We start from the raw sequence: 23,431 nt of genomic DNA on the forward strand, positions 1-23,431 counted from the left end.
CTGAGACGCGGGACGGCGACATCCAGCCCGTCCGGCGTTTGAGGACGAGGCCGCCCAGGCCGAAGCGGGGGCCCGGGGGCGGCAGCCCCGGCGACGCCGACACGAACGCCGGGCACCGCGCAAACCAGCGGCACCCTCACCGAGGGCCCGCGCGAACGCCGGGCACCGCGCAAACCAGCGGCACCCTTACTCCCGCGGCCCCCCGGAGGACCCCCGCACCATCAACTCCCCCCGCACCGTCGCGATCCCCCCGGGCGGTGCCTCCTCGCGTCCCATCGCGATCCGCCCCGCCCGCGCCCCGGCCTCCGCCAGCGGCAGCCGGACCGTCGTCAGCGCGGGCACCGCGTCGATGCTGAACGGCAGGTCGTCGAAGCCGGCCACCGACACGTCCGCCGGGATCCGCAGCCCGGAGTCCCGCAGCGCCGCGCACGCCCCCAGCGCGACGGTGTCGTTCGCGGCGACGACCGCCGTCAGGGACGGGTCCCGGCGCAGCAGCTCCAGCGTGGCCTCGTAGCCGGACTGCCGGTCGTAGCGCCCGTGGACCGTCCAGCGGGCGTCCTCCTCGATGCCGTGCGCGGCGAGCGCCGCCCGGTGCCCCTCCAGCCGGTGCCGGGTCGTGGTCCGCTCCTCGGGGCCCGCGATGTACCCGAGCCGCCGGTGCCCGAGCCCGATCAGGTGCTCGGTCAGCTCCCGGCCGCCCCCGCGGTTGTCGAAGGTCAGCGCGATCGCCCCGGTCCCCGGCGCCGGCGGCCGACCGCACAGCACCACCCGCGTCCCGGCCTCCGACAGCTTGCGCAGCTTCGCCGCCACCGCCGTCTGGTGCGCCGCGTCCTCCATCGCCCCGCCGGTCAGCACGACGGCCGCGGCGCGCTGGCGCTGCAACAGGGTGAGGTAGGTCAGCTCGCGCTCCGGGGCGCCGCCGGTGTTGCAGACCACGGCGAGTCTCTCGCCGCCGGCTCTGCCGCCCGGCCCCCCGATCTCGGACTGGATCGCGCCGGCCATCACCCCGAAGAAGGGGTCGGCGATGTCGTTGACCAGGATCCCCACCAGGTCGGACGTCGCCGCGGCCAGCGCGCTCGCGGGGCCGTTGAGCACGTAGTCCAGCTCGTCGACCGCCTTGAGCACCCGCTCCCGGGTGGAGGCGGCCACGGGATAGTTCCCGTTCAGCACGCGCGACACCGTCGCGGGGGAGACCTGGGCGCGGGCCGCCACGTCCGCCAGTGTCACCGTCATGTCCTCGTCCTCCGGTCGCGCTCTCGTCGTACGCCTTCGTACACGGGTTACACGGGCCCGGGCCCGGCCCGGTTCCGTGCAGACCCTACGGCCACCGCCCGCCGCTGTTCGCCCGCTCGAACAACTCGCCCCGGTCGCGGTCTTGTCCGGACCGCCGTCCACAGGCTAGCTTCACAGTGAATAGAAAGCGCTTGCTGTAACGCCCGTCCCGAACGTCGGCGTATGCGGCGCGCGGACCGCGTACGAAGGGAACGACGTGACACGCAAGACGGTGCGTATCGCCATGAACGGTGTGACCGGACGCATGGGCTACCGGCAGCACCTCGTCCGCTCCATCCTGGCCATCCGCGAGCAGGGCGGCCTCGACCTCGGCGGCGGCACCGTGCTGTGGCCGGAGCCGGTCCTGGTCGGCCGCCGCGAGCACGCGCTCCGGGACCTGGCCGAGCGGCACGGCCTGGAGCACGTCTCCACCGACCTGGACGCGGTCCTCGCCGACGACGGCGTCGAGATCTACTTCGACGCCCAGGTGACCTCGGCCCGCGAGGAGGCGATCAAGAAGGCGATCGCCGCGGGCAAGCACGTCTACACCGAGAAGCCGACCGCCACCGGCCTGGAGGGGGCCCTGGAGCTCGCCCGGCTGGCGAACGCGGCCGGCATCAAGCACGGCGTCGTCCAGGACAAGCTTTTCCTCCCCGGCCTGCTCAAGCTCAAGCGCCTCATCGACGGCGGCTTCTTCGGCCGCGTCCTGTCCGTGCGCGGCGAGTTCGGCTACTGGGTCTTCGAGGGCGACTGGCAGTCCGCGCAGCGCCCCTCGTGGAACTACCGCGCCGAGGACGGCGGCGGCATCGTCGTCGACATGTTCCCGCACTGGGAGTACGTCCTCCACGAGCTGTTCGGCCGGGTGACCTCCGTCCAGGCCCTGACCGCCACCCACGTCCCGCAGCGCTGGGACGAGAACGGCAAGCCCTACGACGCCACCGCCGACGACGCCGCGTACGGCGTCTTCGAGCTCGAAGGCGGCGCGATCGCCCAGATCAACTCGTCCTGGGCGGTCCGCGTCAACCGCGACGAACTGGTGGAGTTCCAGGTCGACGGCACCGAGGGCTCCGCGGTCGCGGGCCTGCGCAACTGCCGCGTCCAGCACCGCTCCGCCACCCCGAAGCCGGTCTGGAACCCGGACATCCCCGCCACCGAGGTCTTCCGCGACCAGTGGCAGGAGGTCCCGGACAACGGCGAGTTCGACAACGGCTTCAAGGCCCAGTGGGAGCTGTTCCTGCGCCACGTCTACGCCGACGCCCCCTACCACTGGGACCTGCTGGCCGGCGCCCGCGGCGTCCAGCTCGCCGAACTGGGCCTGAAGTCCTCGGCCGAGGGCCGCCGCCTCGACGTACCGGAGATCGCGCTGTGACCCTCCACCTGCCCGACGCGAACGGCACCCTGCGCGCCTACGAGCCGCGCACCGAACCCCTGGCCCTCTCCACGGGAAGCGCTTTCACCTCGCGCACGGTCTTCTCCGCGGCCCACGTCGTCGCCGACCCGTTCGCGGACACCACGCCCGACGGGCCCGCCGCCGTCGACTGGGACGCCACCCTCGCCTTCCGCCGCCACCTGTGGTCGCACGGACTCGGCGTCGCCGAGGCGATGGACACCGCACAGCGCGGCATGGGCCTGGGCTGGGCCGGCGCGGCCGAACTGATCCGCCGCTCGGCCGCCGAGGCCAAGTCGGTCGGCGGCCGTATCGCCTGCGGCGTGGGCACGGACCAGCTCACCGCCGGCACCCTCGCCGAGGTCCGGGCGGCCTACGAGGAACAGCTCACGGTGGTGGAGGAGTCGGGCGCGCAGGCCATCGTGATGGCGTCCCGCGCCCTCGCCGCCACGGCCCGGGGCCCCGAGGACTACCTGGAGGTCTACGGCCACCTGCTGCGCCAGTCCGCCGAGCCGGTGATCCTGCACTGGCTGGGCCCGATGTTCGACCCGGCGCTGGAGGGCTACTGGGGCTCGTCCGACCTGGACACGGCCACGGACGTGTTCTTGCAGGTCATCGCCGCTCACCCCGACAAGGTCGACGGCATCAAGGTCTCCCTCCTCGACGCCCGGCGCGAGGTCGGCCTGCGCCGCCGCCTGCCGCAGGGCGTGCGCTGCTACACGGGCGACGACTTCAACTACCCCGAGCTGATCGCCGGCGACGACCAGGGCTTCAGCCACGCCCTGCTCGGCATCTTCGACCCGCTGGGACCCCTGGCGGCGGAGGCGGTCCGCGTCCTGGACACCGGGAACACGGAGGGCTTCCGCGCCCTCCTCGACCCCACGGTCCCCCTCTCCCGCCACCTCTTCCAGGCCCCCACCCGCTTCTACAAGACGGGCGTGGTGTTCCTCGCCTGGCTGGCCGGCCACCAGGGTCACTTCACGATGGTGGGCGGCCTCCAGTCGGCCCGCTCCCTGCCGCACCTCGCCCGCGCCTACGAACTCGCCGACGGCCTCGGCCTGTTCCCGGACCCGAAGCTGGCCGAGGAACGCATGCGAACCCTTCTCGCGCTGTACGGAGTGACCGGATGACCGCCGACGCACAGCGGGCCGCCCTGTCCCGCTTCAGCATCAACCAGATGACGGTCAGGCAGCTGACCCTCCCCGAACTCACCGCCGCCTGCGCCGAGCTGGGCATCGGCAACGTCGGCCTGTGGCGCGAGCCGGTCCAGGAGTACGGCGTCGAGGCGGCGGCCAAGCTGGTCCGCGACGCGGGCCTGAACGTCACCACCCTGTGCCGGGGCGGCTTCCTCACGGCAACGGACCCGGACGAACGCGCCCGCGCCCTCGCCGACAACCGCCGCGCGGTCGACGAGGCCGCCACCCTCGGCACCGACACCCTGGTCCTGGTCTCGGGCGGTCTCCCGCCCGGCACCAAGTCCCTGCCGGCGGCCCGCGGACGCATCGCCGACGCCCTCGCGGAACTGGCTCCCTACGCCGAAGAGCACGGCGTACGCCTCGCCATCGAGCCGCTGCACCCGATGTTCGCCTCGGACCGCTGCGTGGTCTCCACCCTCACCCAGGCCCTGGACCTCGCGGAACGCTTCCCCGCCCACCAGGTCGGCGTCACGGTCGACACGTACCACATCTGGTGGGACGACCAGGCCCCGGCGCAGATCGCGCGCGCCGGAGCGGGCGGCCGCATCCACACCTTCCAGCTCGCCGACTGGACGACCCCCCTCCCGGAGGGCGTCCTCAACGGCCGCGGCCAGATCGGCGACGGCGCGATCGACATGCGCGAGTGGAAGTCCTACGTGGAGTCGGCCGGTTACACGGGCGCGATCGAGGTCGAACTCTTCAACGACGCCCTGTGGGCGAGGGACGGACGGGAGGTGCTGGCGGAGACGGCACGACGCTTCGCGGAACACGCCGCCTAGAACGCCGGGGCGAGGAACTCCCGGGCGCCGCGCAGTGTGGTGCGCAGCGTGCGCTGCGTGGCCCGGCTGTCGAGCCGCACGTCGAGGGCCCCGGGAAGCCCGCTCTCTGCCCGCAGACCGGTGGGCAGGCGGGAGGCGTCGAGCCCGTCGCGTCCGGCGATCAGGGTGCCGAGTTCGTGGCGGCTCACCGCCTCCGGTCCTGCCAGATGGCGAACGCCGCACTCCTCGGAGGCCGCGAGTTCCAGCAGGGCGGCGGCGAGGTCGGCGACATGGACGGGGCAGCGGATGTCGTCGGTGAACAGCGCGCCGTCGCGAACGCCGGCGGCGAGGTCGTGCACCGCGCGGACGTGCGCGGAGCGCCGGTCGCCGATGATCAGCGACGTGCGGGCCACGACGGCATCCGGGCACACGAGGCGAACACCCGTCTCCGCCGCGGCCTTTGCCGCGCCGTAGGGCGTGACGGGGTCGGGGAGACAGGCTTCGTCGTAGTGGACGCGAGCGCCCGAGAACACCGCGTCGCTCGAGACGTGCACCAGACGGAAGCCGTACGTCGCCGCGGCCATCGCCAGCCGGACCGGGCCCTCGGCCGTGACGGCCCAGTCGGCGGCGCCGCTCGTGGCGTTGACGACGAAGCGTGGACCGACCTCGGCCACGACCGCCTCGACGCGTTCGGGATCACACAGATCGAGCGCGTGCCAGGCGACTCCCGGTGCGCCGCCGGGCCGGGTCGCGAAGGTCGCCGCCGTCACGTACCCGGCCGCCACCGCCTGCCGGACCAGCTCCGCGCCCAGGAACCCGCTGCCGCCGATGATCAGGACCGTCATGAGGCGACACAGTAGGGCAGCAGCCGCCTCACGAGATCTCCTGGCCACGGTGCTCGGCACCGTCGGCCTGGTCGGCTCGGTCGGCCCGGTCGGCCAAAAATCTTGCGCGCCCCGTGCAACCCTCCCCGCACCCCGCGGGTCCTACAGGGCATCAGGACGCCTGCGGGGGGAGATCCGGGGGGATCGCGGGGGGCCTGAGGGGGAGGGAAGCAGAGGGGGTCCGGTCAGTGACCGGACCCCCTACGCATGGGCGGCGGCACCGGTGTCGGTGACGACGACGGCGAGACCGTCCCGGCTGATCCGCTCACGCCCCCACTCGCCGAGCGGCTGCAGGGCCTCGTTGAGCGCCGCGCCCGCCTCGGTCAGGGAGTACTCCACCTTCGGCGGGACCTCCGCGTAGACCCTGCGGTGGACGAGGCCGTCCTCCTCCATCTGACGCAGATGCTGCGTCAGCATCTTCTCGCTCACGCCCGGCAGCGCGCGCCGCAGCTCGGCGAAGCGCCGGACACCGTGGGTGTGCAGCTCCCACAGCACGAGGCCCTTCCACTTGCCGCTGACGACGTCCAGTGCCGCGTCGATACCGCACATGTAAGGGCCGTTGCGGGGTGCCTTCGCCATGGAACCTCCCTGCTTACCAAAAGGTAAGTACCGCAGTAAATAGTGGGTACTTCCGCGACGATACCGCGTTGCGGAGCATGGTCGACGTGCCTGAATCCACACGAAATCAAGTCCGTACGACCGACATCAGCATGCTCGGCCTCGGCGCGATGGGCAGTGCCCTGGCGACCGCGTCGCTCGGCTCCGGCCGCTCCGTGACCGTCTGGAACCGGACCCCCGACCGCGCCAGGGGCCTGGTGGCCCACGGCGCCCGTGCCGCGGGCGCGGTCCGCGAGGCCGTCACGGCGAGCCCGGTGGTCGTCGCCTGCCTGCTCACGCTCCCCTCCGTCCAGGAGACCCTCGGCCCGGTCGCGGACGAACTGCGCGGCCGCACCCTCGTCAACCTCACCACCACCACGCCCGGCGAGGCCCGCGCCCTCGCCTCCTGGGCGGCCGGACACGGCGTCGACTACCTCGACGGCGCCGTCATGGCCGTGCCCGCCATGATCGGCACCCGCGAGGGCCGGATCCTGTACAGCGGCTCGCGGACGGCGTACGAGACCCTCCTGCCCGTCCTCGACGTCTGGGCCCCGGCCGAGTACCACGGCGCGGACGCCGGCCGGGCCTCGCTGGTGGACCTGGCGATGCTGTCGGGGATGTACCAGATGTTCGCCGGCTTCTTCCACGGCGCGGCGATGGTCGCCTCCACGGGGATGACCGCGTCCGACTTCGCCGCCCGCCAGGCACCGTTCCTCTCCGCGATGACCCACGGCCTCGCCGACTACGCGAAGGTCGTCGACGGCGGCGACTACACGGTCCCCGGCCAGCAGAGCCTGGACTTCTCCGACCTCTCGCACATCGTGCGCACCAGCGAGGAGCAGGGCGTCGATCCCGCCCCGATCGCCGCCGTCCAGGCACTGATCAGCCGACAGATCGCCGCGGGCCACGGCGCGGAGAGCTTCTCCAGGGTCTACGAGGGCCTCCGCGCCGCCGGCTCCCAAGCCGTTTCCACCGAAGGAGCCGCCGCATGAACGCCGCCACCCCCGTCACCCTCATCGGCCTGGGCCCGATGGGCCAGGCCATGGTCCGCACCCTGCTCGCCGCCGGCCACCCGGTCACCGTCTGGAACCGCACCCCCGGCCGGGCCGAGGGCGTCGTGGCCGACGGTGCCACCCCGGCCGCCTCGCCCGCCGACGCGGTCGCCGCCGGCGAGCTGGTGATCCTCAGCCTCACCGACTACCAGGCGATGTACGACGTCCTGGGGACCGCGACCGGGACACTGGACGGCCGCACGATCGTCAACCTGAGCTCGGACACCCCCGACCGCGCCCGCGAGGCCGCGGACTGGGCGGCCGGACACGGGGCGCACTTCGTGACCGGCGGCGTGATGGTGCCCGCGGCGATGGTGGGCACCGAGGCGGCGTACGTCTACTACAGCGGACCGGCCGAGGCCTTCGAGACCCACCGCGCGACCCTGGCCCGGATCGGAACACCCCGCCACCTCGGCGCGGACCCCGGCCTGGCCCAGCTGATGTACCAGGCCCACCTCGACGTCTTCCTGACGAGCCTGTCCTCGCTCCTGCACGCCACCGCGCTGCTGGGCTCGGCCGGCATCACCGCGAAGGAGGCGGTCACGGAGCTGATGAGGACGCTGACCGACATCCCGGCGATGCTCCAGGCCGGCGAGAACATCGGCGCCCAGATCGATGCCGGCGAACACCCGGGCCACCTGAGCACGGTGACCATGATGGGCGCCACCGCCGACCACATCGTCGCCACCAGCACCGCCGCCGGCATCGACCTCACCCTCCCGCGCGCCGTCCAGGCGCACTACCGGCGTGCGATCAACGACGGCCACGGGAAGGACAACTGGACCCGCATCATCGACGCCATCCGCACACCGGGGGCGGATGCGGGGGCCTAGAAGAACACCCCGCACCGCAGCAGCACGTTCGCGTACGGCCGGGCCTCGCCCGTGCGGACCACCAGGCGGGCGCGGGCCGAGAGGTCCTTGAGGCGGGCGTGCGGGACCAGGGACAGGTCCGGGAAGTGGCCGGCCAGGAGGGCCGCCGCCTCCTGGTTGGCGTCCCGGATCTCCGTCGCCGCCGTCGCGCCCTCGATCACCAGCTCGGCCAGCAGGCCGTCCAGGACCTCGGCGAAGGAGGGCACGCCCGCCCGGAAGGCCAGGTCGACGACGCGCGGGCCGTCCGGGACGGGCATGCCCGCGTCGCAGACCAGCACGCCGTCGCCGTGGCCGAGTTCGGCCAGGGCGCCGGCGAGGTGGCGGTTGAGTATGCCGGACTTCTTCACGGTGCTTTCCTCTTCACTCGCCTCGTCGCAGTCCCCCGCCTCACAGCGCCTCGACCTCCGCCGCCGTCGGGTACGACACCTGCGCCCCCGCCTTCGTGACCGCCGCCGCGCCCACCCGGGCCGCGTAGGACGCCGCCTCGGCGAGCGACGCACCCGTGCCGAGCCGCCAGGCCAGTGCAGCCGTGAACGCGTCACCGGCGCCCGTGGTGTCCACGGCCTCCACCTTCACCGACGGCACCCGGCGGACGCCCTCGGCCGCCGAGGCGACCAGCGCGCCCTCCGCGCCCAGGGTGACGACCACCGAGCGCGGGCCCTTGGCCAGCAGCAGGCCGGCCCAGTCCTCGGGGCGTTCGCTCACACACGCGGCGCCGAGGATCACCTTCGCCTCGTGCTCGTTGACGATCAGCGGGTCGCAGGCGGCCAGCACCTCCTGCGGCAGCGGCTGCGGCGGCGACGGGTTGAGCACGAAGCGGCTGCCCGGCGCCATGCACCCGACCACCTCCACGACCGTCTCCAGCGGGATCTCCAGCTGCGTCGACACGACCCTGGAGGCGTGGAAGAGGCTGGAGGCCGCCCGGACGTCACCCGGCGTCAGGCGTCCGTTGGCGCCCGGCGAGACCACGATGCTGTTGTCCCCGGACGGGTCGACGGTGATCAGCGCGACGCCGGTCGGCGCCCCGCCCACCAGCACGCCCACCGTGTCCACGCCGGCCGCCCGCTGCGAGTCGAGCAGCAGCCGGCCGTAGGAGTCGTCACCGACCCGGGCCAGCAGGGCCGTACGGGCGCCGAGGCGGGCGGCGGCCACTGCCTGGTTGGCGCCCTTGCCGCCCGGGTGGACGGCCAGGTCCGAGCCGAGCACCGTCTCGCCGGCACCCGGCCGCCGATCGACACCGATCACCAGGTCGGCGTTGGCCGACCCCACGACCAGCAGGTCGTAGTCGTACATGAATCGCTCCCCGATCCGAGTAGGTCACAGTGATGCGGGCGGGCGGTCCGGTGACCGCCCGCCCGTGCGCCCGTGTCAGCCCTCGAAGCCGGCCACGTTCTCCTCGGTGACCACCTTCACCGGCACCTTCACCATCTTCTCCACCTTCTCGCCCTCGGCCGCCCGCAGAGCGTTCCGCACCGCGATCCTGCCCAGTTCCTTCGGCTGCTGCGCGACGGAGGCGTACAGCGTGCCCGCCTCGACCGCCTTCAGCCCGTCCGGCGTGCCGTCGAAGCCGACGACCTGGACCGACGTGCCGGCCTTGGAGCCGAGCGCCTTGATCGCGCCGAGCGCCATCTCGTCGTTCTCCGCGAAGACGCCGTTGATGTCGGGGTGCGCCTGGAGCAGGTTCGTCATCACGTCCAGGCCCTTGGTGCGGTCGAAGTCCGCGGGCTGCTTGGCGACGACCTTGATGGCCGGGTAGGCCTTCAGACCGGCCGCGAAGCCCGCCCCGCGCTCCCGGCTGGCGGATGTGCCGGCCTGGCCCTGGAGGATGACGATCGTGCCCTTGCCGCCGAGCTTCTCGGCGAGCGCCTTGGCGCCCAGCTGACCGCCCTCGACGTTGTCGGAGGCGACCAGCGCCGCCGTGTCCGCCTTGTTGACGCCGCGGTCCACCGCGACGACCGGGATGCCGGCCTTGTTGGCGCCGCGCACCGAGGGACCGGCGGCGTCGGAGTCCACCGGGTTGACGATGACCGAGGAGAGCGAGCCGCTGGTGAAGTTCTGCAGCTGGTTGGCCTGCTGCGAGGCGTCGTTCTGCGCGTCGGTGACCGTCAGGTCCACGCCCAGCTTCTTCGCCTCCTCCTGCGCGCCCGCCCGGATCTGCACGAAGAACGGGTTGTTGAGCGTCGACAGCGACAGGCCGATCTTCTGCGTCTTCCCCGACGAGGAGCCGTTGTGCAGCAGTGAGGTCGCGCCGACGACCGCCACGGCGACGACGGCCGCGACGACGTACGTGAGGGCCTGCTTGCCCCGGCCGCCCCCGTCACCGGCCGCCCCGGCCGCCGGGGTGGTCGCCCCCGCCTTGCGGCGCAGCGTGTCCAGCAGCACCGCCAGCGCGATGACGACACCGATGACGACCTGCTGCCAGAACGCGGAGACGGACAGCAGGTTGAGGCCGTTGCGCAGCACCGCGAGGATCAGCGCGCCGATGAGCGTGCCCGAGGCCTTGCCGGTGCCGCCCGCGAGCGAGGCGCCGCCGATGACGACGGCGGCGATGGCGTCCAGCTCGTAGCCCTGCGCGGCCTGCGGCTGCGCGGAGGCCAGCCGGGAGGCGAGCACGATGCCCGCCGCGGCGGCGAACAGGCCGGAGAAGGCGTAGATGGCGAGCTTTTGCCGCTTCACGCGCAGGCCGGACAGCCGCGCGGCCTCCTCGTTGCCGCCGATGGCGTACATGGAGCGGCCGATGTAGGTCCGGCCGAGGACGAAGGCCGTGAGCAGGCCCATCACGATCATCACGAGCACCGGCACGGGCAGCCAGCCGCCCAGCGTGTCACCGAGGTGCGAGACCGAGTCGGGGAAGGCGATCGGCGAGCCCTGCGAGATGACCAGCGACAGACCGCGCCCCACCGACAGCATGGCGAGCGTCGCGATGAACGGCGGCAGCTTCCCGTACGAGATGAGGAAACCGTTCACCAGGCCGCACGCGATGCCCGTCAGGACGGACAGCAGCACCGCGAGGACCACCGGCATCCCGGCCTCGGTGGCGCTCCACGCCAGCACGGTGGCCGACAGCGCGGCGACCGAGCCGACCGACAGGTCGATGCCCGCCGAGACGATGACGAAGGTGACGCCGAAGGCCAGGATCGCGGTCACGGCGGCCTGGACGCCGACGTTGAGGAGGTTGTCGGCGGTCAGGAAGTCCCCGGACAGCGCCGACATGGCGACGACGAGGACGATCAGCGCGGTCAGCGCGCCGTTGTCGAGGAGCAGGCGGCGCAGGCCGCCCGTGGCGCCCGGCGCGCCCGGCTTGCTCTTGAGCGTGTCAGTGGCCACGGGAGGCCTCCGTTCCGTTGCTGGTCGTGCTGGGGTTGCTGACGGCGAGGGCCATCACGGCGTCCTGGGTGGCGTGTTCGGCGGGCAGCTCGCCCGCGATGCGCCCCTGCGCCATGACCACGACCCGGTCGCTCATGCCGAGCACCTCCGGCAGATCGCTGGAGATCATGAGCACGGCGGCACCGGCGGCCGTCAGTTCGTTGATGAGCTGGTAGATCTCGACCTTGGCGCCCACGTCGATGCCTCGGGTCGGCTCGTCGAGGATCAGCACCTTGGTGTTCGCCAGCAGCCACTTGCCGATGACGACCTTCTGCTGGTTGCCGCCGGACAGGGTCCGCACGTGCTGGCCGAGGCCGGCCATGCGCACCCCGAGCTGCCCGGCGATCCGCGCCGCCGCCTCGTGCCGGCCCTTGAGGTCGACCAGCCCGGCGCGGGCGGTGGACCGCAGCGTCACCAGCCCGAGGTTCTCCTCGACGGAGGCGTCGAGCACGAGCCCCTGCCCCTTGCGGTCCTCGGGGACGAGCCCGATCCCGGCCGCCATCGCGGCGTTCACGTCGTGCCGCCGCAGCGGCGCGCCCGCGACGTGCACGCTCCCGGAGTCGTAGGGGTCGGCGCCGAACACGGCACGCACCACCTCGGTCCGGCCGGCGCCGACGAGCCCCGCGATGCCGACGACCTCACCGGCCCGCACCTCGAAGCCGACGTCGTGGAAGACGCCGTTCCGGGTCAGCCCCTCGACCCGGAGCAGCGCCTCGCCGGCGTCGCCGCGCTCGCGCGGGTACTGCTGCTCGATCGACCGCCCGACCATGAGCCGCACCAGCTCGTCCTCGGGCGTGGAGGCGGGCACCTGCCCGACACTCCTGCCGTCCCGGATGACGGTGACCCGGTCACCCAGCGCGGCGATCTCCTCCAGGTGATGGGTGATGAACACGATGCCGACGCCGTCCTCGCGCAGCCGCCGCACGATCGCGAACAGCTTCTCGACCTCCTCGGAGGTGAGCACGGCGGTCGGCTCGTCCATGATGAGCACGCGCGCGTCCAGGCTGAGCGCCTTGGCGATCTCGACCATCTGGAGCCGTGCGATGCCGAGTTCACGCACCCGCGCGCGGGGGGACACCTTCACCCCGACCCGCTCGAGCAGCACCTCGGCGTCGGCGTCCATCTTCTTCCGGTCGATCATCCCGAGGCGGCGCGGCTGGCGCCCCAGGAAGATGTTCTCGGCGACCGTCAGATCGGGGACGAGGTTGAACTCCTGGTAGATCGTGGCGATCCCGAGCCGCTCGGAGTCCTGCGCACCGTTGATGCGCACCTCCTCGCCGCCGGCCAGGATCCGCCCGGCGTCGGGCGTGTAGGCGCCGGAGAGCATCTTGATCAGCGTGCTCTTGCCCGCGCCGTTCTCGCCGAGGAGCACGTGCACCTCGCCCCGGCGCAGGTCGAAGTCGACGCTGTCGAGCGCGACGACACCGGGGAACGTCTTGCGGATGCCCTCGATGCGCAGCAACTCGTCGGGATCGCGGCTGCTCACGGCGTACTCCTTTGTACGGGGGACGGGTGTTCTTGCGTACGGGCGGGCTCGCCGCAGGAGCGCCGCACGACGAGCCGCGCCGGGAGGGTGACGGACGCGCCGGCCCGCCCCTCGATGCGGTCGACCAGCGCGCGTACGGCGGCCCGGCCGAGGTCGCCCGTGGGCTGGGCGATCGCGGTGACCGGCGGGTCGGTGTGCACGAACCAGCGGATGTCGTCGAACGCGGCGAGCGCGATGTCGTCGGGGACGCGCATCCCGCGCGCGCGTACGGCGTCCAGGGCGCCGAGCGCCATCAGGTTGTCGGCGGCGAAGACGACCTCGGGCGGCTCGGGCAGGTCGAGGAAGCCCTCGGTGACCCGGCGTCCGCTGTCGGCCTGGAAGTCGCCCTGGCCGATGTAGGCGCCGGGCAGGCCGAGTCCGTACGCGGCCAGCGCCTCGCGGAAGGCGTCCACGCGCTCGCGGCCGGTCGTGGTGGCTGCGGGCCCGGCGATGATGGCGAGCCTCCGGTGCCCGAGGGCGTACAGGTGCGCGACCAGGTCCTGTACCGCCGCCCGCCCGTCCGACCGGACGACGGGCACGTCGACGCCGGGGATCCAGCGGTCGACGAACACCATGGGCGTACCGGCCCGCGCGGCGTCCAGCATGCGCGGGGAGCCGCCGTCGGTGGGGGAGACGAGCAGGCCGTCGATACGGCGGTCCAGCAGCGTCGTGACGTGGTGGTCCTGGAGGTCGGGCCGCTCGTCGGCGTTGCCGATGATCACGCTGTAGCCGAGCGCGCGGGCCTCCTCCTCGACGGAGCGGGCCAGTTCGGTGAAGTACGGGTTCAGCACGTCGCTGATGACCAGGCCGAGGGTGCGGGTCTGCGCGGTGCGCAGTGACCGGGCGACGGCGTTCGGGCGGTAGCCCAGCGCCTCGACGGCGGCCAGCACGCGCGTGCGTGCGTCCGGGCTGACGGACGGGTGGCCGTTGAGGACGCGCGAGACCGTCGCGACGGACACGCCCGCCTCGGCGGCGACGTCCTTGATGCTCGCCATCGCCGTTCCACCTCCTCGTGGAATCGATTACACGGAGGATTGGAATCGATTACACGGGGGGCTGGCAAGGGGGTGGGGGGTGGCCGAAACCCAATCGTGACCGGGGTGGGGGTGCCGTGGCGGACGGCGGCCTCGGCCGGAAGCCTGCGGGAGAGGGAGCCCACGGCCACGGGAAACGGGCTCCAAGGCACCACCACCGCCCCCGGCCCGTGAAAATCGCTACCGCGACGGTCCCGGACGACGGAGACTCGGCCCATGGTGGAGATGAGGGCGTTCCGGGACGCGGTCACCGCGTGGGCGGCGGGCGGACCCGGTGCCCCCGCACGCGAGCTGGCCGACGGCCTGAACGTCCGGACGGCCGTCCTGCTGGAGGGCCTGAGCGACGCGGCGGCGGTCGAGGCGCTGGCCGAGCGCGCGGGCCGGGACCTGGCGGCGGAGGGGATCTGCGTCCTCCCGATGGGCGGCGCGATGAACGTCGGCCGCTTCGCCCGCGTCCTCGGCCCGGCCGGTCTGGACCTCCGCATCACGGGCCTGTGCGACGAGCGGGAGCAGGGCTACTACGTCCGTGCCCTGGACCGGGCGGACGCGGCACCGCAGGGCCTCTTCGTCTGCGCGGCCGACCTGGAGGACGAACTGATCCGTGCGCTGGGCGAGACCCGGGTGACGGAACTGGTCGAGGCGGAGGGCGACCTGCGGCCCCTGCGGACCTTCCTCCGGCAGCCCGCCCAGCGCGACCGCACTGCGGAGCAGCGACTGCGCCGCTTCCTCGGCACGAAGAAGGGCCGCAAGATCCACTACGGCCGCGTCCTGGTCGAGGCCCTCGCCCCCGACCGCACCCCGGCCCCGCTCGCGGGACTGCTGGCGCATCTCTGACGCCACCGCCGACGGTCGGACACGCGCGGTACGCGCGGTCAGTTCGACTGCGGCCGGCCGTCGCGCACCCAGGTCACCACGACCAGGGCCGAGGTGACGAACATCAGGACGCTGAAGGTCGCCACGGAGTCGACGTACTGGCCATGGCCAAGGGCGTCCAACTGGACGGCGAACGCACCGAGCGCCGCCCCCAGGGCGGCGGTGGCGGCGGCCATGGCGACGAACGGGCCCTTCGTCATGGGTACTTCCTCCAGACGGCGAGACAGTGAGTCCCCAACGAGGCTACCCGTACGGCGAGTCGGTGCATCAGGCCGCCGCCAGCTCGCACCACACGTACTTGCCCCGGTTGCCGTGCCGCGCCAGCGGATGCCAGCCCCATACGTCGGCGCAGGCCCGCACCAGGGCCAGGCCCCGCCCTTCCTCCTGCCCGGCCTCGGCGTCGAACGGCCGTGGCGGCAGCGGCGGTTCCGGGTCGGCGTCCCACGCCCCGATCCGCAAGGTCCCCGGCGGCGCCCAGCGCACGCGCAGCGCGGCGGGGCCCTTGGTGTGCCGTACGGCGTTGGAGACCAGCTCCGTCGCGAGGAGTTCGGCGACGTCGACGAGGCGGATGAGCCCGTGCATGGTGAGGATCAGGCGGAGGGTACGGCGGCTGACGGTGACGGCACGGAGGTCGTTGGGGATGTACAGGGAGTACTCCCAGGGCTCGTCTTCGGGCATGCGGAACTCCGTCGTGTGGGGTGGGGTGTCCAGTACGGCCCCGGTGTCATTGCCGCAGCCGTCATGGCAGGACGGAGCGGTGCGCTTCCGGCGGGCCGGTGCCGCACTGTGTGCGTCGCGTCACTGACGGTAGGGCTAACATGTCATACGGAGCAAGTGGATCGCCTAACCTGGACCCGAACGAGACACCCCGACAGGCACGTTGAGCCGAGGAGCCGTCGATGGTCTTGAGGCGCGAGCCCACTGCCCGCCAGTTGCGGTTGGCGATCGAACTGCGAAGGCTTCGCGACGCGGCAGGGCTGTCCGCTGTCGAGGCAGCAACGCTGCTCGGGACGAATCGAGTACAGATCAGTCACATCGAGTCGGGGCTCGCGGGGGTGAGTGAGGAGCGGCTGCGTCGCCTCGCGGCTCATTACTCGTGCACGGACGAGGCTTTCATTGATGCCCTCGTGGCTATGGCGACCGACCGGGCGCGTGGGTGGTGGGAGGAGTACCGAGGCTCACTGCCTACACCGTTTTTGGATCTCGCGGAGTTGGAGCACTACTCCACATACCGGCGTGACCTTGAGTTCCTGTTCATCCCCGGCCTGCTCCAGACCGAGGAGTACTCTCGCGCTGCCTTCTCCTCCCGAGTCCCCGAGCTGCCTCACTCGGAGTTGGAGCTACGGGTCCGGCACCGGATGCAACGCAAGGCGGTCCTCGACGGTCCAACGCCTGCACCGTACGAGGCCGTCATCCACGAAGCGGCGCTGCGTATCAGGGTGGGGGATCGTGCCATCGCGCGGGCACAGCTGGCGCGTGTACTGGAACTCTCCGAGGCCGACCACATCACCGTGCGCGTCATCCCCTTCGACCTGGATGGCTTCGGTGGGACCTGGAGTCCTTTGATGCTGGCCGGCGGAAGCGTGCCAAAACTGGACACAGCCGTTCGCGATGCGCCTCATGGGACCGGCTTCATCGACTCCGAGGCCCAACTCGGAGTCCTTCGAACGGTCTTCCGTAGAGTGAAGGACGTGTCGCTCGACCGCAGTCGGTCGCGTGACTTCATCCAGAGACTGGCCAAGGAACTGTGAGGCTCTGTGACCACCCCTGACAACTGGCGCAAGTCCTCTTACTCCGGCGGCGGCGACGGAAACAACTGCGTCGAGATCGCGACCCGCGCCCACGCTGTCGCCGTCCGGGACAGCAAGGCCCCGGCCCGAGCCACCCTCACCTTCCCGCCGGAGGCCTTCGCGTCCTTCGTCGAGGCGTTGAAGACGCCCCCCGGCGCCGACGGAGGGCGTTGAAGACGCCCCCCGGCGCCGACGGAGCTGACGGCGCCCCCGGCGCATGAGCCGCACGGACGCAGCCCTGCGCCTACGGCAGGCCATCGCCCGCACCGAAGAGGCGACGCGGGAGCGGGCTCCCCTCGGGCGTCACCCGGACGACGCCGACGACGTGCTGGGCACCTTCGCCACGGACGGGGCGCTCGGTTTCGACCCGTTCCCCTTCCTCCGGGTGCTGCACGAGGCCGGTTCGCGGGCCGTGGTCATAGGCCAGGTCGCCGGCATCCTGCACGGCTCCGCCGAGCTGACCGGCGACCTCGACCTCCTCTGGGACGGCACCCCGCACGAGGCGGACGCCCTGCGCGACGCCCTCGCCCGGTGCGGCTGCAAAGATCTGCCCGACCTGCGGCGGGAGCAGGTCGGGTACCGGGTCACCGGTGCCGAGGGAGACCTGTGCACCCCCGCACTTGCGTGGGGCGACATGGACGTCACCCCCTGCCTGACCGGCGCGGAGACCACGTACGACCCGGCGGGCTTCGCTATCCGCTACGCCGCACTGGACGACCTGGTCCGCATGCGGCGGGCCCTCGGCCGCCCGAAGGACCTCCGCCGAGCCGAAGAGCTCGAGCGACTACGGACCTGACCAGGGCGTCCGCCCGACGCTCAGCCGTCCTTCCCGTACCGGCGGAACTCCGACGTCTGCACCGTCCACGGCCCGAACACCACCGTGTCGCCGAAGATGTACGGCTCCATGCGGGCGTAGCAGCCCTTGCAGGGGTCCGAGTGCACCTGGATCGTGCCGGTGCGCGGGTCGACGATCATGTAGTGCGGGATGCCCATGGCCGGGTAGTCGGCCAGCTTCTCGTCGTAGTCGTTGCTCGGGTTGGACGGTGAGACGATCTCGACGGCGGCCAGGACCTGCGTCGCGTCGACGGCGAGGCCTTCCTCGTCGAGGGTGGCCTCAGGGATGACCACGGCGTCGGGGCGACGCATGCGGCCGATCGCCGGGTGCTCGATCTCGGGGCCGTTCGCGCAGATGTAGCCGGGATGAGTGCTGAGAAGCTGCGCGTCCAACTGCTTGCAGATTCGGCGGACCGTGCCCTCATGACGCTTGGACGGGCACATCATGGCAAGGATCGGGCCCGACGGCCCGATCTCGACGCTCCAGGCCCCTTCGAGCTGCTCCGCATATGCCCCGAGGTCTGCGGCGATGGCGCGCATCTTCGCGTAGTCCATGCCCCAAGGGTACTGAGAAGCCTCCTCCCCGCCTCCCCCTGTCACACCCCACCGGTACCGTCGACCCCATGCCCAACCAGCCCTCCACGCCCCCCGGCGAACGCCGGCTCGCCGTGCTCGAAGGCGTCCTGGAACGCATCACGTACGCCAACGAGGAGAACGGGTACACCGTCGCCCGCGTCGACACCGGCAGAGGCGCCGGTGATCTGCTGACCGTCGTCGGCGCGCTGCTCGGTGCGCAGGTCGGGGAGTCGCTGCGGATGGAGGGCCGCTGGGGGTCGCATCCCCAGTACGGCAAGCAGTTCCACGTGGAGAACTACACGACCGTCCTGCCCGCCACCGTCCAGGGCATCCGGCGTTACCTCGGCTCGGGTCTGGTCAAGGGCATCGGGCCGGTCTTCGCCGACCGCATCACCCAGCACTTCGGCATCGACACCCTCACCGTGATCGAGGAGGAGCCCAAGCGGCTCATCGAGGTGCCCGGCCTCGGGCCGAAGCGGACGAAGAAGATCGCCGACGCCTGGGAGGAGCAGAAGGCGATCAAGGAGGTCATGCTCTTCCTCCAGACCGTCGAGGTGTCCACGTCGATCGCGGTACGGATCTACAAGAAGTACGGCGACGCCTCCATCTCCGTCGTGAAGAACCAGCCCTACCGTCTCGCCGCCGACGTCTGGGGCATCGGCTTCCTCACCGCCGACAAGATCGCCCAGTCCGTCGGCATCCCGCACGACAGCCCGGACCGGGTCAAGGCGGGGTTGCAGTACGCGCTGTCGCAGGCCACCGACCAGGGGCACTGCTATCTCCCCGAGGAGAAGCTGATCGCCGACGCGGTCAAGCTGCTCCAGGTCGACACCGGGCTCGTCATCGAGTGCCTCGGCGAGCTGGCCGCCGAGCCGGAGGAGGACGGTGAGGACCCCGGCGTCGTCCGCGAGAAGGTGCCCGACCCGGAGGGCGGCGAGCCCGTCACCGCCGTGTATCTCGTGCCCTTCCACCGCGCCGAGCTGGCCCTCGCCGGACAGCTCCGGCGTCTTCTGCGTACGGACGAGGACCGGATGCCCGGCTTCCAGGACGTCGCCTGGGACAAGGCGCTCGGCTGGCTCAAGGGCCGTACCGGCGCCGACCTCGCCCCCGAGCAGGAGGCCGCCGTCAAGCTGGCGCTGACGGAGAAGGTCGCCGTCCTCACCGGCGGACCCGGCTGCGGCAAGTCCTTCACCGTCCGGTCGATCGTGGAGCTGGCCCGGGCCAGGAAGGCCAAGGTCGTGCTCGCCGCGCCCACCGGCCGTGCCGCCAAGCGTCTCGCCGAGCTGACCGGCGCCGAGGCGTCGACCGTGCACCGGCTGCTGGAGCTCAAGCCGGGCGGTGACGCCGCCTACGACCGCGACCGGCCCCTCGACGCCGACCTCGTCGTGGTCGACGAGGCGTCCATGCTGGACCTGCTGCTCGCCAACAAGCTGGTGAAGGCCGTACCGCCGGGGGCGCATCTGCTCTTCGTCGGGGACGTCGACCAGTTGCCGAGCGTGGGGGCGGGGGAGGTGCTCAGGGACCTGCTGGCACCCGGCAGTCCCGTCCCCGCCGTCCGGCTCACCCGCGTCTTCCGGCAGGCCCAGCAGTCCGGCGTGGTGACCAACGCGCACCGGATCAACGCCGGACAGCACCCCGTCACCGACGGCATGAAGGACTTCTTCCTCTTCGTCGAGGACGACACGGAGGAGGCGGGCCGGCTCACGGTGGACGTGGCCGCGCGGCGCATCCCCGCCAAGTTCGGGCTCGACCCGCGCCGGGACGTCCAGGTCCTCGCCCCCATGCACCGGGGGCCGGCCGGTGCCGGCACGCTGAACGGGCTGCTCCAGCAGGCCGTCACCCCGGCCCGCCCCGACGTGCCGGAGAAGCGCTTCGGCGGACGCGTCTTCCGCGTCGGCGACAAGGTCACCCAGATTCGCAACAATTACGAGAAGGGCGAGAACGGCGTCTTCAACGGCACCGTGGGCGTGGTCACCTCGCTCGACCCGGTGGACCAGCGCCTCACCGTCCTGACGGACGAGGACGAGGAGGTTCCGTACGAATTCGACGAACTGGACGAACTGGCCCACGCCTACGCGGTGACCATCCACCGCTCCCAGGGCAGCGAGTATCCGGCGGTCGTGATCCCGGTGACCACCGGCGCCTGGATGATGCTCCAGCGGAATCTCCTGTACACGGCGGTGACCCGGGCCAAGAAGCTGGTCGTCCTCGTCGGGTCGCGCAAGGCCATCGGGCAGGCGGTCCGAACGGTCTCCGCCGGACGGCGCTGCACGGCGCTCGACTTCCGGCTCGCGGGCTCCTGAGGCGCAGGCTTTGCGGTAAACCTCTCGGCCCCTGTGAAAAAAATGATCGATCAAACGAGTCGCAAAGGTCACAGAGCACTTCCGCACGGGAAGGACAGGGGGCAGGATGGGCAAGTTGGCGGCACTCAGTGCCGCCAATAGGCCCGATGGTCGACCCCGAGTGCACTCTCCTGAGCCAAGTGGGGGATGGTAGAGACAGTCAGGGCACCTCGAAGATGAGGCACTACGTCGGTGAGGGAAGACGTGAGCGACAACTCTGTAGTACTGCGGTACGGCGACGGCGAGTACACCTACCCGGTGATCGACAGCACCGTCGGTGACAAGGGCTTCGACATCGGGAAGCTCCGCGCCCAGACCGGTCTGGTCACACTGGACAGCGGGTACGGCAACACCGCCGCCTACAAATCCGCCATTACGTACCTGGACGGCGAGGCGGGCATCCTCCGGTACCGCGGCTACCCGATCGAGCAGCTCGCGGAGCGTTCCTCCTTCGTGGAGGTCGCCTACCTGCTGATCAACGGCGAGCTGCCCACCGTCGACGAGCTGGCCGCGTTCAAGGACGAGATCACGCAGCACACCCTGCTGCACGAGGACGTCAAGAACTTCTACAAGGGCTTCCCGCGCGACGCCCACCCGATGGCCATGCTGTCCTCGGTCGTCTCCGCGCTGTCCACGTTCTACCAGGACAGCCACAACCCGTTCGACGAGCGCCAGCGCAACCTCTCCACGATCCGGCTGCTCGCCAAGCTTCCGACGATCGCGGCGTACGCGTACAAGAAGTCGATCGGCCACCCGTTCGTCTACCCGCGCAACGACCTCGGCTACGTCGAGAACTTCCTGCGCATGACGTTCTCGGTGCCGGCCCAGGAGTACGAGCTCGACCCCACGGTCGTGGCCGCCCTGGACAAGCTGCTGATCCTGCACGCGGACCACGAGCAGAACTGTTCGACGTCCACCGTGCGCCTGGTCGGCTCCTCGCAGGCGAACATGTTCGCCTCGATCTCCGCCGGCATCAACGCGCTGTGGGGCCCGCTGCACGGCGGCGCCAACCAGTCGGTGCTGGAGATGCTCGAGGGCATCCGCGACGCCGGCGGCGACGTCGACTCCTTCATCCGCAAGGTGAAGAACAAGGAGGACGGCGTCCGCCTGATGGGCTTCGGCCACCGGGTCTACAAGAACTTCGACCCGCGCGCCAAGATCATCAAGGCCGCCGCGCACGACGTCCTCTCGGCCCTCGGCAAGTCCGACGAGCTGCTGGACATCGCCCTGAAGCTGGAGGAGCACGCGCTCTCCGACGACTACTTCGTCTCGCGCAGCCTCTACCCGAACGTCGACTTCTACACCGGCCTGATCTACCGGGCCATGGGCTTCCCGACCGAGATGTTCACGGTCCTGTTCGCCCTCGGCCGCCTCCCGGGCTGGATCGCCCAGTGGCACGAGATGATCAAGGAGCCGGGCTCCCGCATCGGCCGCCCGCGCCAGATCTACACGGGCGTCGTCGAGCGCGACTTCGTCCCGGTCGAGGAGCGCTGAGCCGCAGGCACCCCCGCAGCATCCACGGAAAGTCCCGTGCCGCCCCGAGCGGTACGGGACTTTCCCGCGTCCGGGATCGCCCGGAGCGGAGGAAGAAGGCGGGGAAGGCAGCAGAAGGCGCCCCGGCGCCGGTCCCCCCACGGGCCGACGACCAGGGCGCCTTCCCATGTCCCGGTGCGGATTCCCCCCACGGGATCCGGCCGGGCGTCTGTGAGGACAGCGCCTGAATCGCTGTGAACGTGCTGCGGACATGCCGCTGCGGTCTGCCGGGACAGCGCACGCCCGGGAGGGCCGCTCAAAGCTTCCCGGTGTACGTGTCCCGGCAACGCATCTCTGGGAAAGTCCCCCAAGACATCCCCAGATGTCAGGTGGCGCCCCCCAAGACGCTGCCTGACATCGCCAACTTAGACCCTCGAACCCCTTCGATGGTTACGTTCGCGTCACTGTGATCTGCGTCTCTTGCATATGTCCCTTAGCTGCGCAAGAGCCTCGACACGTCGAACGAGACTCCAGCGTAAGGAAGATGCGCGAGCCTTGTGAAGAGCTTATGTGAGGTGCGTGCCGGACTCCAGAGGCTCAGGCCGTCGACCTGCGTGAGGTTCGCGTCTCCTGCGCCGTCGTGATCAGTGGATCGGGGTGCGCCGCCACGTAGTCGCAGGCCGCTTCGGAGAAGGCGCGGACGCGGCTGTTGTCCGCCGCGGAGAGCCAGATCAGGCGCCACTCGTACGCCGGGGCGCCCTCGACCGGGACGAAGGCGACGTCCGGGCGGGCGTCGTACACGCTCGCGTGGGACGGGACGGGGTAGACCCCGTGGCCGGCGCCGACCAGGGCCCACATCTCCTGGATGCTGCCGAACTCCCTGCTCCGCCCGGCGCCCCGGCCGCCCGGCTCACCCGGCCGCCCCGCGGCGAACAACTGCTCCCCGCCCTCGGGGGCGACCCGGCGGGCCGTCTGCCCGGGGAGCGTGGACGCCCGGGGCCGCAGCACCCCGTACCCCGCGAGCTCCGCCACGTCCACCGCTTCCCGCCGCGCCAGCGGATGCCGCACCGAGACGGCGAGCATCGGCGGCTCCCGGAACAGGACCGGGCCCGCGCTGTGGTCGGGCCCGAGCCCCGACATCGCCGCCGCGAAGTTGTCGATGAGCAGGACGTCGATCACGTCGTCGCGCAGCGGCGCCGTCCCGTCCGTGAAACGACTCTCGTGCAGCCGCACCTCGCACCCCGGATGCCGGGTCCGCAACAGCTCCGCCGCACGCAGCACGAACTCCGCGGTGGCCGTCCCCAGGAACCCGACCCGCAGTACACCGTCCACGCCCCGGCCCGAGGCCACCGCCCGCGCGAAGGCGTCGAGGATCCCCTGGTGCGCGGGCTTCAGATCGTCGAACAGGCGCCGGCCGATCGCGGTGAAGGCCACCCGTCTGCTGGTCCGCTCGAAGAGAGCCGCGCCGACCGACCGCTCCAGTTTCTGCACCGTCTTGCTGACCAGGGCCACCGAGACGTGCAGTCGCTCGGCGCTGCGCCCGAAGTGCAGCTCCTCGCCCACCGTCAAAAAGATCTCGATCTCCCGTCGTTCCACGGCT

General features: G+C 71.7%; 23 protein-coding genes. 11 read left to right on the forward strand and 12 right to left on the reverse strand.

What is annotated here, in order from left to right:
* Positions 1 to 186 precede the first annotated feature (186 nt).
* Entirely contained in the window at positions 187 to 1,233 is a 1,047-nt protein-coding gene (locus AB0E77_RS08310; protein WP_361567320.1) for a LacI family DNA-binding transcriptional regulator, read from the reverse strand.
* Between the two features lie 256 nt (positions 1,234 to 1,489).
* On the opposite strand from AB0E77_RS08310, the gene AB0E77_RS08315 reads away from it, so the two are divergent.
* From AB0E77_RS08315 to AB0E77_RS08325, 3 genes are read left to right on the forward strand one after another with little or no spacing between them, the layout of a single operon-like run.
* Positions 1,490 to 2,641, forward strand: coding sequence for a Gfo/Idh/MocA family oxidoreductase (locus AB0E77_RS08315; RefSeq protein ID WP_361567322.1), 1,152 nt, complete (start codon positions 1,490 to 1,492; stop codon positions 2,639 to 2,641).
* On the forward strand, positions 2,638 to 3,789 hold the full coding sequence (locus AB0E77_RS08320; RefSeq protein ID WP_361567324.1) for a dihydrodipicolinate synthase family protein: 1,152 nt from the start codon (positions 2,638 to 2,640) through the stop codon (positions 3,787 to 3,789). Before AB0E77_RS08315 ends, AB0E77_RS08320 begins: the two co-directional genes overlap by 4 nt.
* Positions 3,786 to 4,634 (forward strand): sugar phosphate isomerase/epimerase family protein, encoded by an 849-nt coding sequence (locus tag AB0E77_RS08325; protein WP_361567327.1) that lies wholly within the window; start codon positions 3,786 to 3,788, stop codon positions 4,632 to 4,634. The genes AB0E77_RS08320 and AB0E77_RS08325 overlap by 4 nt, the downstream gene beginning before the upstream one ends.
* On the opposite strand, the gene AB0E77_RS08330 is transcribed toward AB0E77_RS08325, so the two are convergent.
* Together AB0E77_RS08330 and AB0E77_RS08335 are read right to left on the reverse strand one after the other, a co-directional pair.
* On the reverse strand, positions 4,631 to 5,458 hold the full coding sequence (locus tag AB0E77_RS08330; RefSeq protein WP_361567329.1) for a sugar nucleotide-binding protein: 828 nt from the start codon (positions 5,456 to 5,458) through the stop codon (positions 4,631 to 4,633). The two genes, AB0E77_RS08325 and AB0E77_RS08330, sit on opposite strands and share 4 nt — an antisense overlap.
* A 240-nt stretch (positions 5,459 to 5,698) precedes the next feature.
* Entirely contained in the window at positions 5,699 to 6,076 is a 378-nt protein-coding gene (locus AB0E77_RS08335; RefSeq protein WP_361567332.1) for a helix-turn-helix domain-containing protein, read from the reverse strand.
* Between the two features lie 86 nt (positions 6,077 to 6,162).
* On the opposite strand from AB0E77_RS08335, the gene AB0E77_RS08340 reads away from it, so the two are divergent.
* Both AB0E77_RS08340 and AB0E77_RS08345 read left to right on the forward strand, forming a co-directional pair.
* On the forward strand, positions 6,163 to 7,086 hold the full coding sequence (locus AB0E77_RS08340; protein ID WP_361567335.1) for an NAD(P)-binding domain-containing protein: 924 nt from the start codon (positions 6,163 to 6,165) through the stop codon (positions 7,084 to 7,086).
* Positions 7,083 to 7,979, forward strand: a complete 897-nt coding sequence (locus AB0E77_RS08345) for an NAD(P)-binding domain-containing protein (RefSeq protein ID WP_361567338.1) — start codon at positions 7,083 to 7,085, stop codon at positions 7,977 to 7,979. The genes AB0E77_RS08340 and AB0E77_RS08345 overlap by 4 nt, the downstream gene beginning before the upstream one ends.
* Here the strand turns inward: AB0E77_RS08345 and rbsD are convergent.
* From rbsD to AB0E77_RS08370, 5 genes are all read right to left on the reverse strand, one after another.
* Positions 7,976 to 8,365 carry a D-ribose pyranase gene (gene rbsD, locus AB0E77_RS08350; RefSeq protein WP_361567341.1) on the reverse strand — a complete coding sequence of 130 codons (390 nt, stop codon included), beginning with the start codon at positions 8,363 to 8,365 and terminating at the stop codon, positions 7,976 to 7,978. The two genes, AB0E77_RS08345 and rbsD, sit on opposite strands and share 4 nt — an antisense overlap.
* A 40-nt stretch (positions 8,366 to 8,405) precedes the next feature.
* Positions 8,406 to 9,311, reverse strand: a complete 906-nt coding sequence (locus tag AB0E77_RS08355) for a ribokinase (RefSeq protein ID WP_361567344.1) — start codon at positions 9,309 to 9,311, stop codon at positions 8,406 to 8,408.
* A 75-nt stretch (positions 9,312 to 9,386) separates the two neighbouring features.
* Complete coding sequence (locus AB0E77_RS08360) at positions 9,387 to 11,345, reverse strand: substrate-binding domain-containing protein (protein ID WP_361567347.1); 1,959 nt, start codon at positions 11,343 to 11,345, stop codon at positions 9,387 to 9,389.
* Positions 11,335 to 12,870, reverse strand: a complete 1,536-nt coding sequence (locus AB0E77_RS08365) for a sugar ABC transporter ATP-binding protein (protein ID WP_361567349.1) — start codon at positions 12,868 to 12,870, stop codon at positions 11,335 to 11,337. The genes AB0E77_RS08360 and AB0E77_RS08365 overlap by 11 nt, the downstream gene beginning before the upstream one ends.
* Positions 12,867 to 13,904, reverse strand: coding sequence for a LacI family DNA-binding transcriptional regulator (locus AB0E77_RS08370; protein WP_361567351.1), 1,038 nt, complete (start codon positions 13,902 to 13,904; stop codon positions 12,867 to 12,869). Before AB0E77_RS08370 ends, AB0E77_RS08365 begins: the two co-directional genes overlap by 4 nt.
* Before the next feature lie 255 nt (positions 13,905 to 14,159).
* On the opposite strand from AB0E77_RS08370, the gene AB0E77_RS08375 reads away from it, so the two are divergent.
* Positions 14,160 to 14,777 (forward strand): TOPRIM nucleotidyl transferase/hydrolase domain-containing protein, encoded by a 618-nt coding sequence (locus tag AB0E77_RS08375; protein WP_361567353.1) that lies wholly within the window; start codon positions 14,160 to 14,162, stop codon positions 14,775 to 14,777.
* A gap of 38 nt (positions 14,778 to 14,815) precedes the next feature.
* On the opposite strand, the gene AB0E77_RS08380 is transcribed toward AB0E77_RS08375, so the two are convergent.
* Both AB0E77_RS08380 and AB0E77_RS08385 read right to left on the reverse strand, forming a co-directional pair.
* On the reverse strand, positions 14,816 to 15,016 hold the full coding sequence (locus tag AB0E77_RS08380; protein WP_361567356.1) for an SCO3870 family protein: 201 nt from the start codon (positions 15,014 to 15,016) through the stop codon (positions 14,816 to 14,818).
* A 67-nt stretch (positions 15,017 to 15,083) separates the two neighbouring features.
* On the reverse strand, positions 15,084 to 15,494 hold the full coding sequence (locus tag AB0E77_RS08385) for an ATP-binding protein (protein WP_361567358.1): 411 nt from the start codon (positions 15,492 to 15,494) through the stop codon (positions 15,084 to 15,086).
* Between the two features lie 221 nt (positions 15,495 to 15,715).
* On the opposite strand from AB0E77_RS08385, the gene AB0E77_RS08390 reads away from it, so the two are divergent.
* From AB0E77_RS08390 to AB0E77_RS08400, 3 genes are read left to right on the forward strand one after another with little or no spacing between them, the layout of a single operon-like run.
* The gene (locus AB0E77_RS08390; RefSeq protein ID WP_361567361.1) at positions 15,716 to 16,567 is read left to right on the forward strand and encodes a helix-turn-helix transcriptional regulator; all 852 of its coding nucleotides are present in this window, start codon (positions 15,716 to 15,718) and stop codon (positions 16,565 to 16,567) included.
* A 6-nt stretch (positions 16,568 to 16,573) separates the two neighbouring features.
* Positions 16,574 to 16,780 (forward strand): DUF397 domain-containing protein, encoded by a 207-nt coding sequence (locus AB0E77_RS08395; RefSeq protein WP_361567364.1) that lies wholly within the window; start codon positions 16,574 to 16,576, stop codon positions 16,778 to 16,780.
* 43 nt (positions 16,781 to 16,823) lie between these two features.
* Complete coding sequence (locus tag AB0E77_RS08400; protein WP_361567367.1) at positions 16,824 to 17,402, forward strand: hypothetical protein; 579 nt, start codon at positions 16,824 to 16,826, stop codon at positions 17,400 to 17,402.
* 20 nt (positions 17,403 to 17,422) lie between these two features.
* On the opposite strand, the gene AB0E77_RS08405 is transcribed toward AB0E77_RS08400, so the two are convergent.
* Entirely contained in the window at positions 17,423 to 17,995 is a 573-nt protein-coding gene (locus AB0E77_RS08405) for a Uma2 family endonuclease (protein WP_361567371.1), read from the reverse strand.
* A 68-nt stretch (positions 17,996 to 18,063) separates the two neighbouring features.
* Between AB0E77_RS08405 and AB0E77_RS08410 the strand changes: the two genes are divergently transcribed.
* Together AB0E77_RS08410 and AB0E77_RS08415 are read left to right on the forward strand one after the other, a co-directional pair.
* Positions 18,064 to 20,319: an ATP-dependent RecD-like DNA helicase gene (locus tag AB0E77_RS08410; RefSeq protein WP_361567374.1), complete on the forward strand. Its 2,256-nt coding sequence runs from the start codon at positions 18,064 to 18,066 to the stop codon at positions 20,317 to 20,319.
* A gap of 243 nt (positions 20,320 to 20,562) precedes the next feature.
* Positions 20,563 to 21,852: a citrate synthase gene (locus AB0E77_RS08415; protein ID WP_361567377.1), complete on the forward strand. Its 1,290-nt coding sequence runs from the start codon at positions 20,563 to 20,565 to the stop codon at positions 21,850 to 21,852.
* Positions 21,853 to 22,428: 576 nt separating this feature from the next.
* Here the strand turns inward: AB0E77_RS08415 and AB0E77_RS08420 are convergent.
* Positions 22,429 to 23,427 carry a LysR substrate-binding domain-containing protein gene (locus AB0E77_RS08420; RefSeq protein WP_361567380.1) on the reverse strand — a complete coding sequence of 333 codons (999 nt, stop codon included), beginning with the start codon at positions 23,425 to 23,427 and terminating at the stop codon, positions 22,429 to 22,431.
* Positions 23,428 to 23,431 lie beyond the last annotated feature (4 nt).

It is taken from the genome of Streptomyces sp. NPDC032940 (assembly GCF_040636935.1).
Lineage (GTDB): Bacteria > Actinomycetota > Actinomycetes > Streptomycetales > Streptomycetaceae > Streptomyces.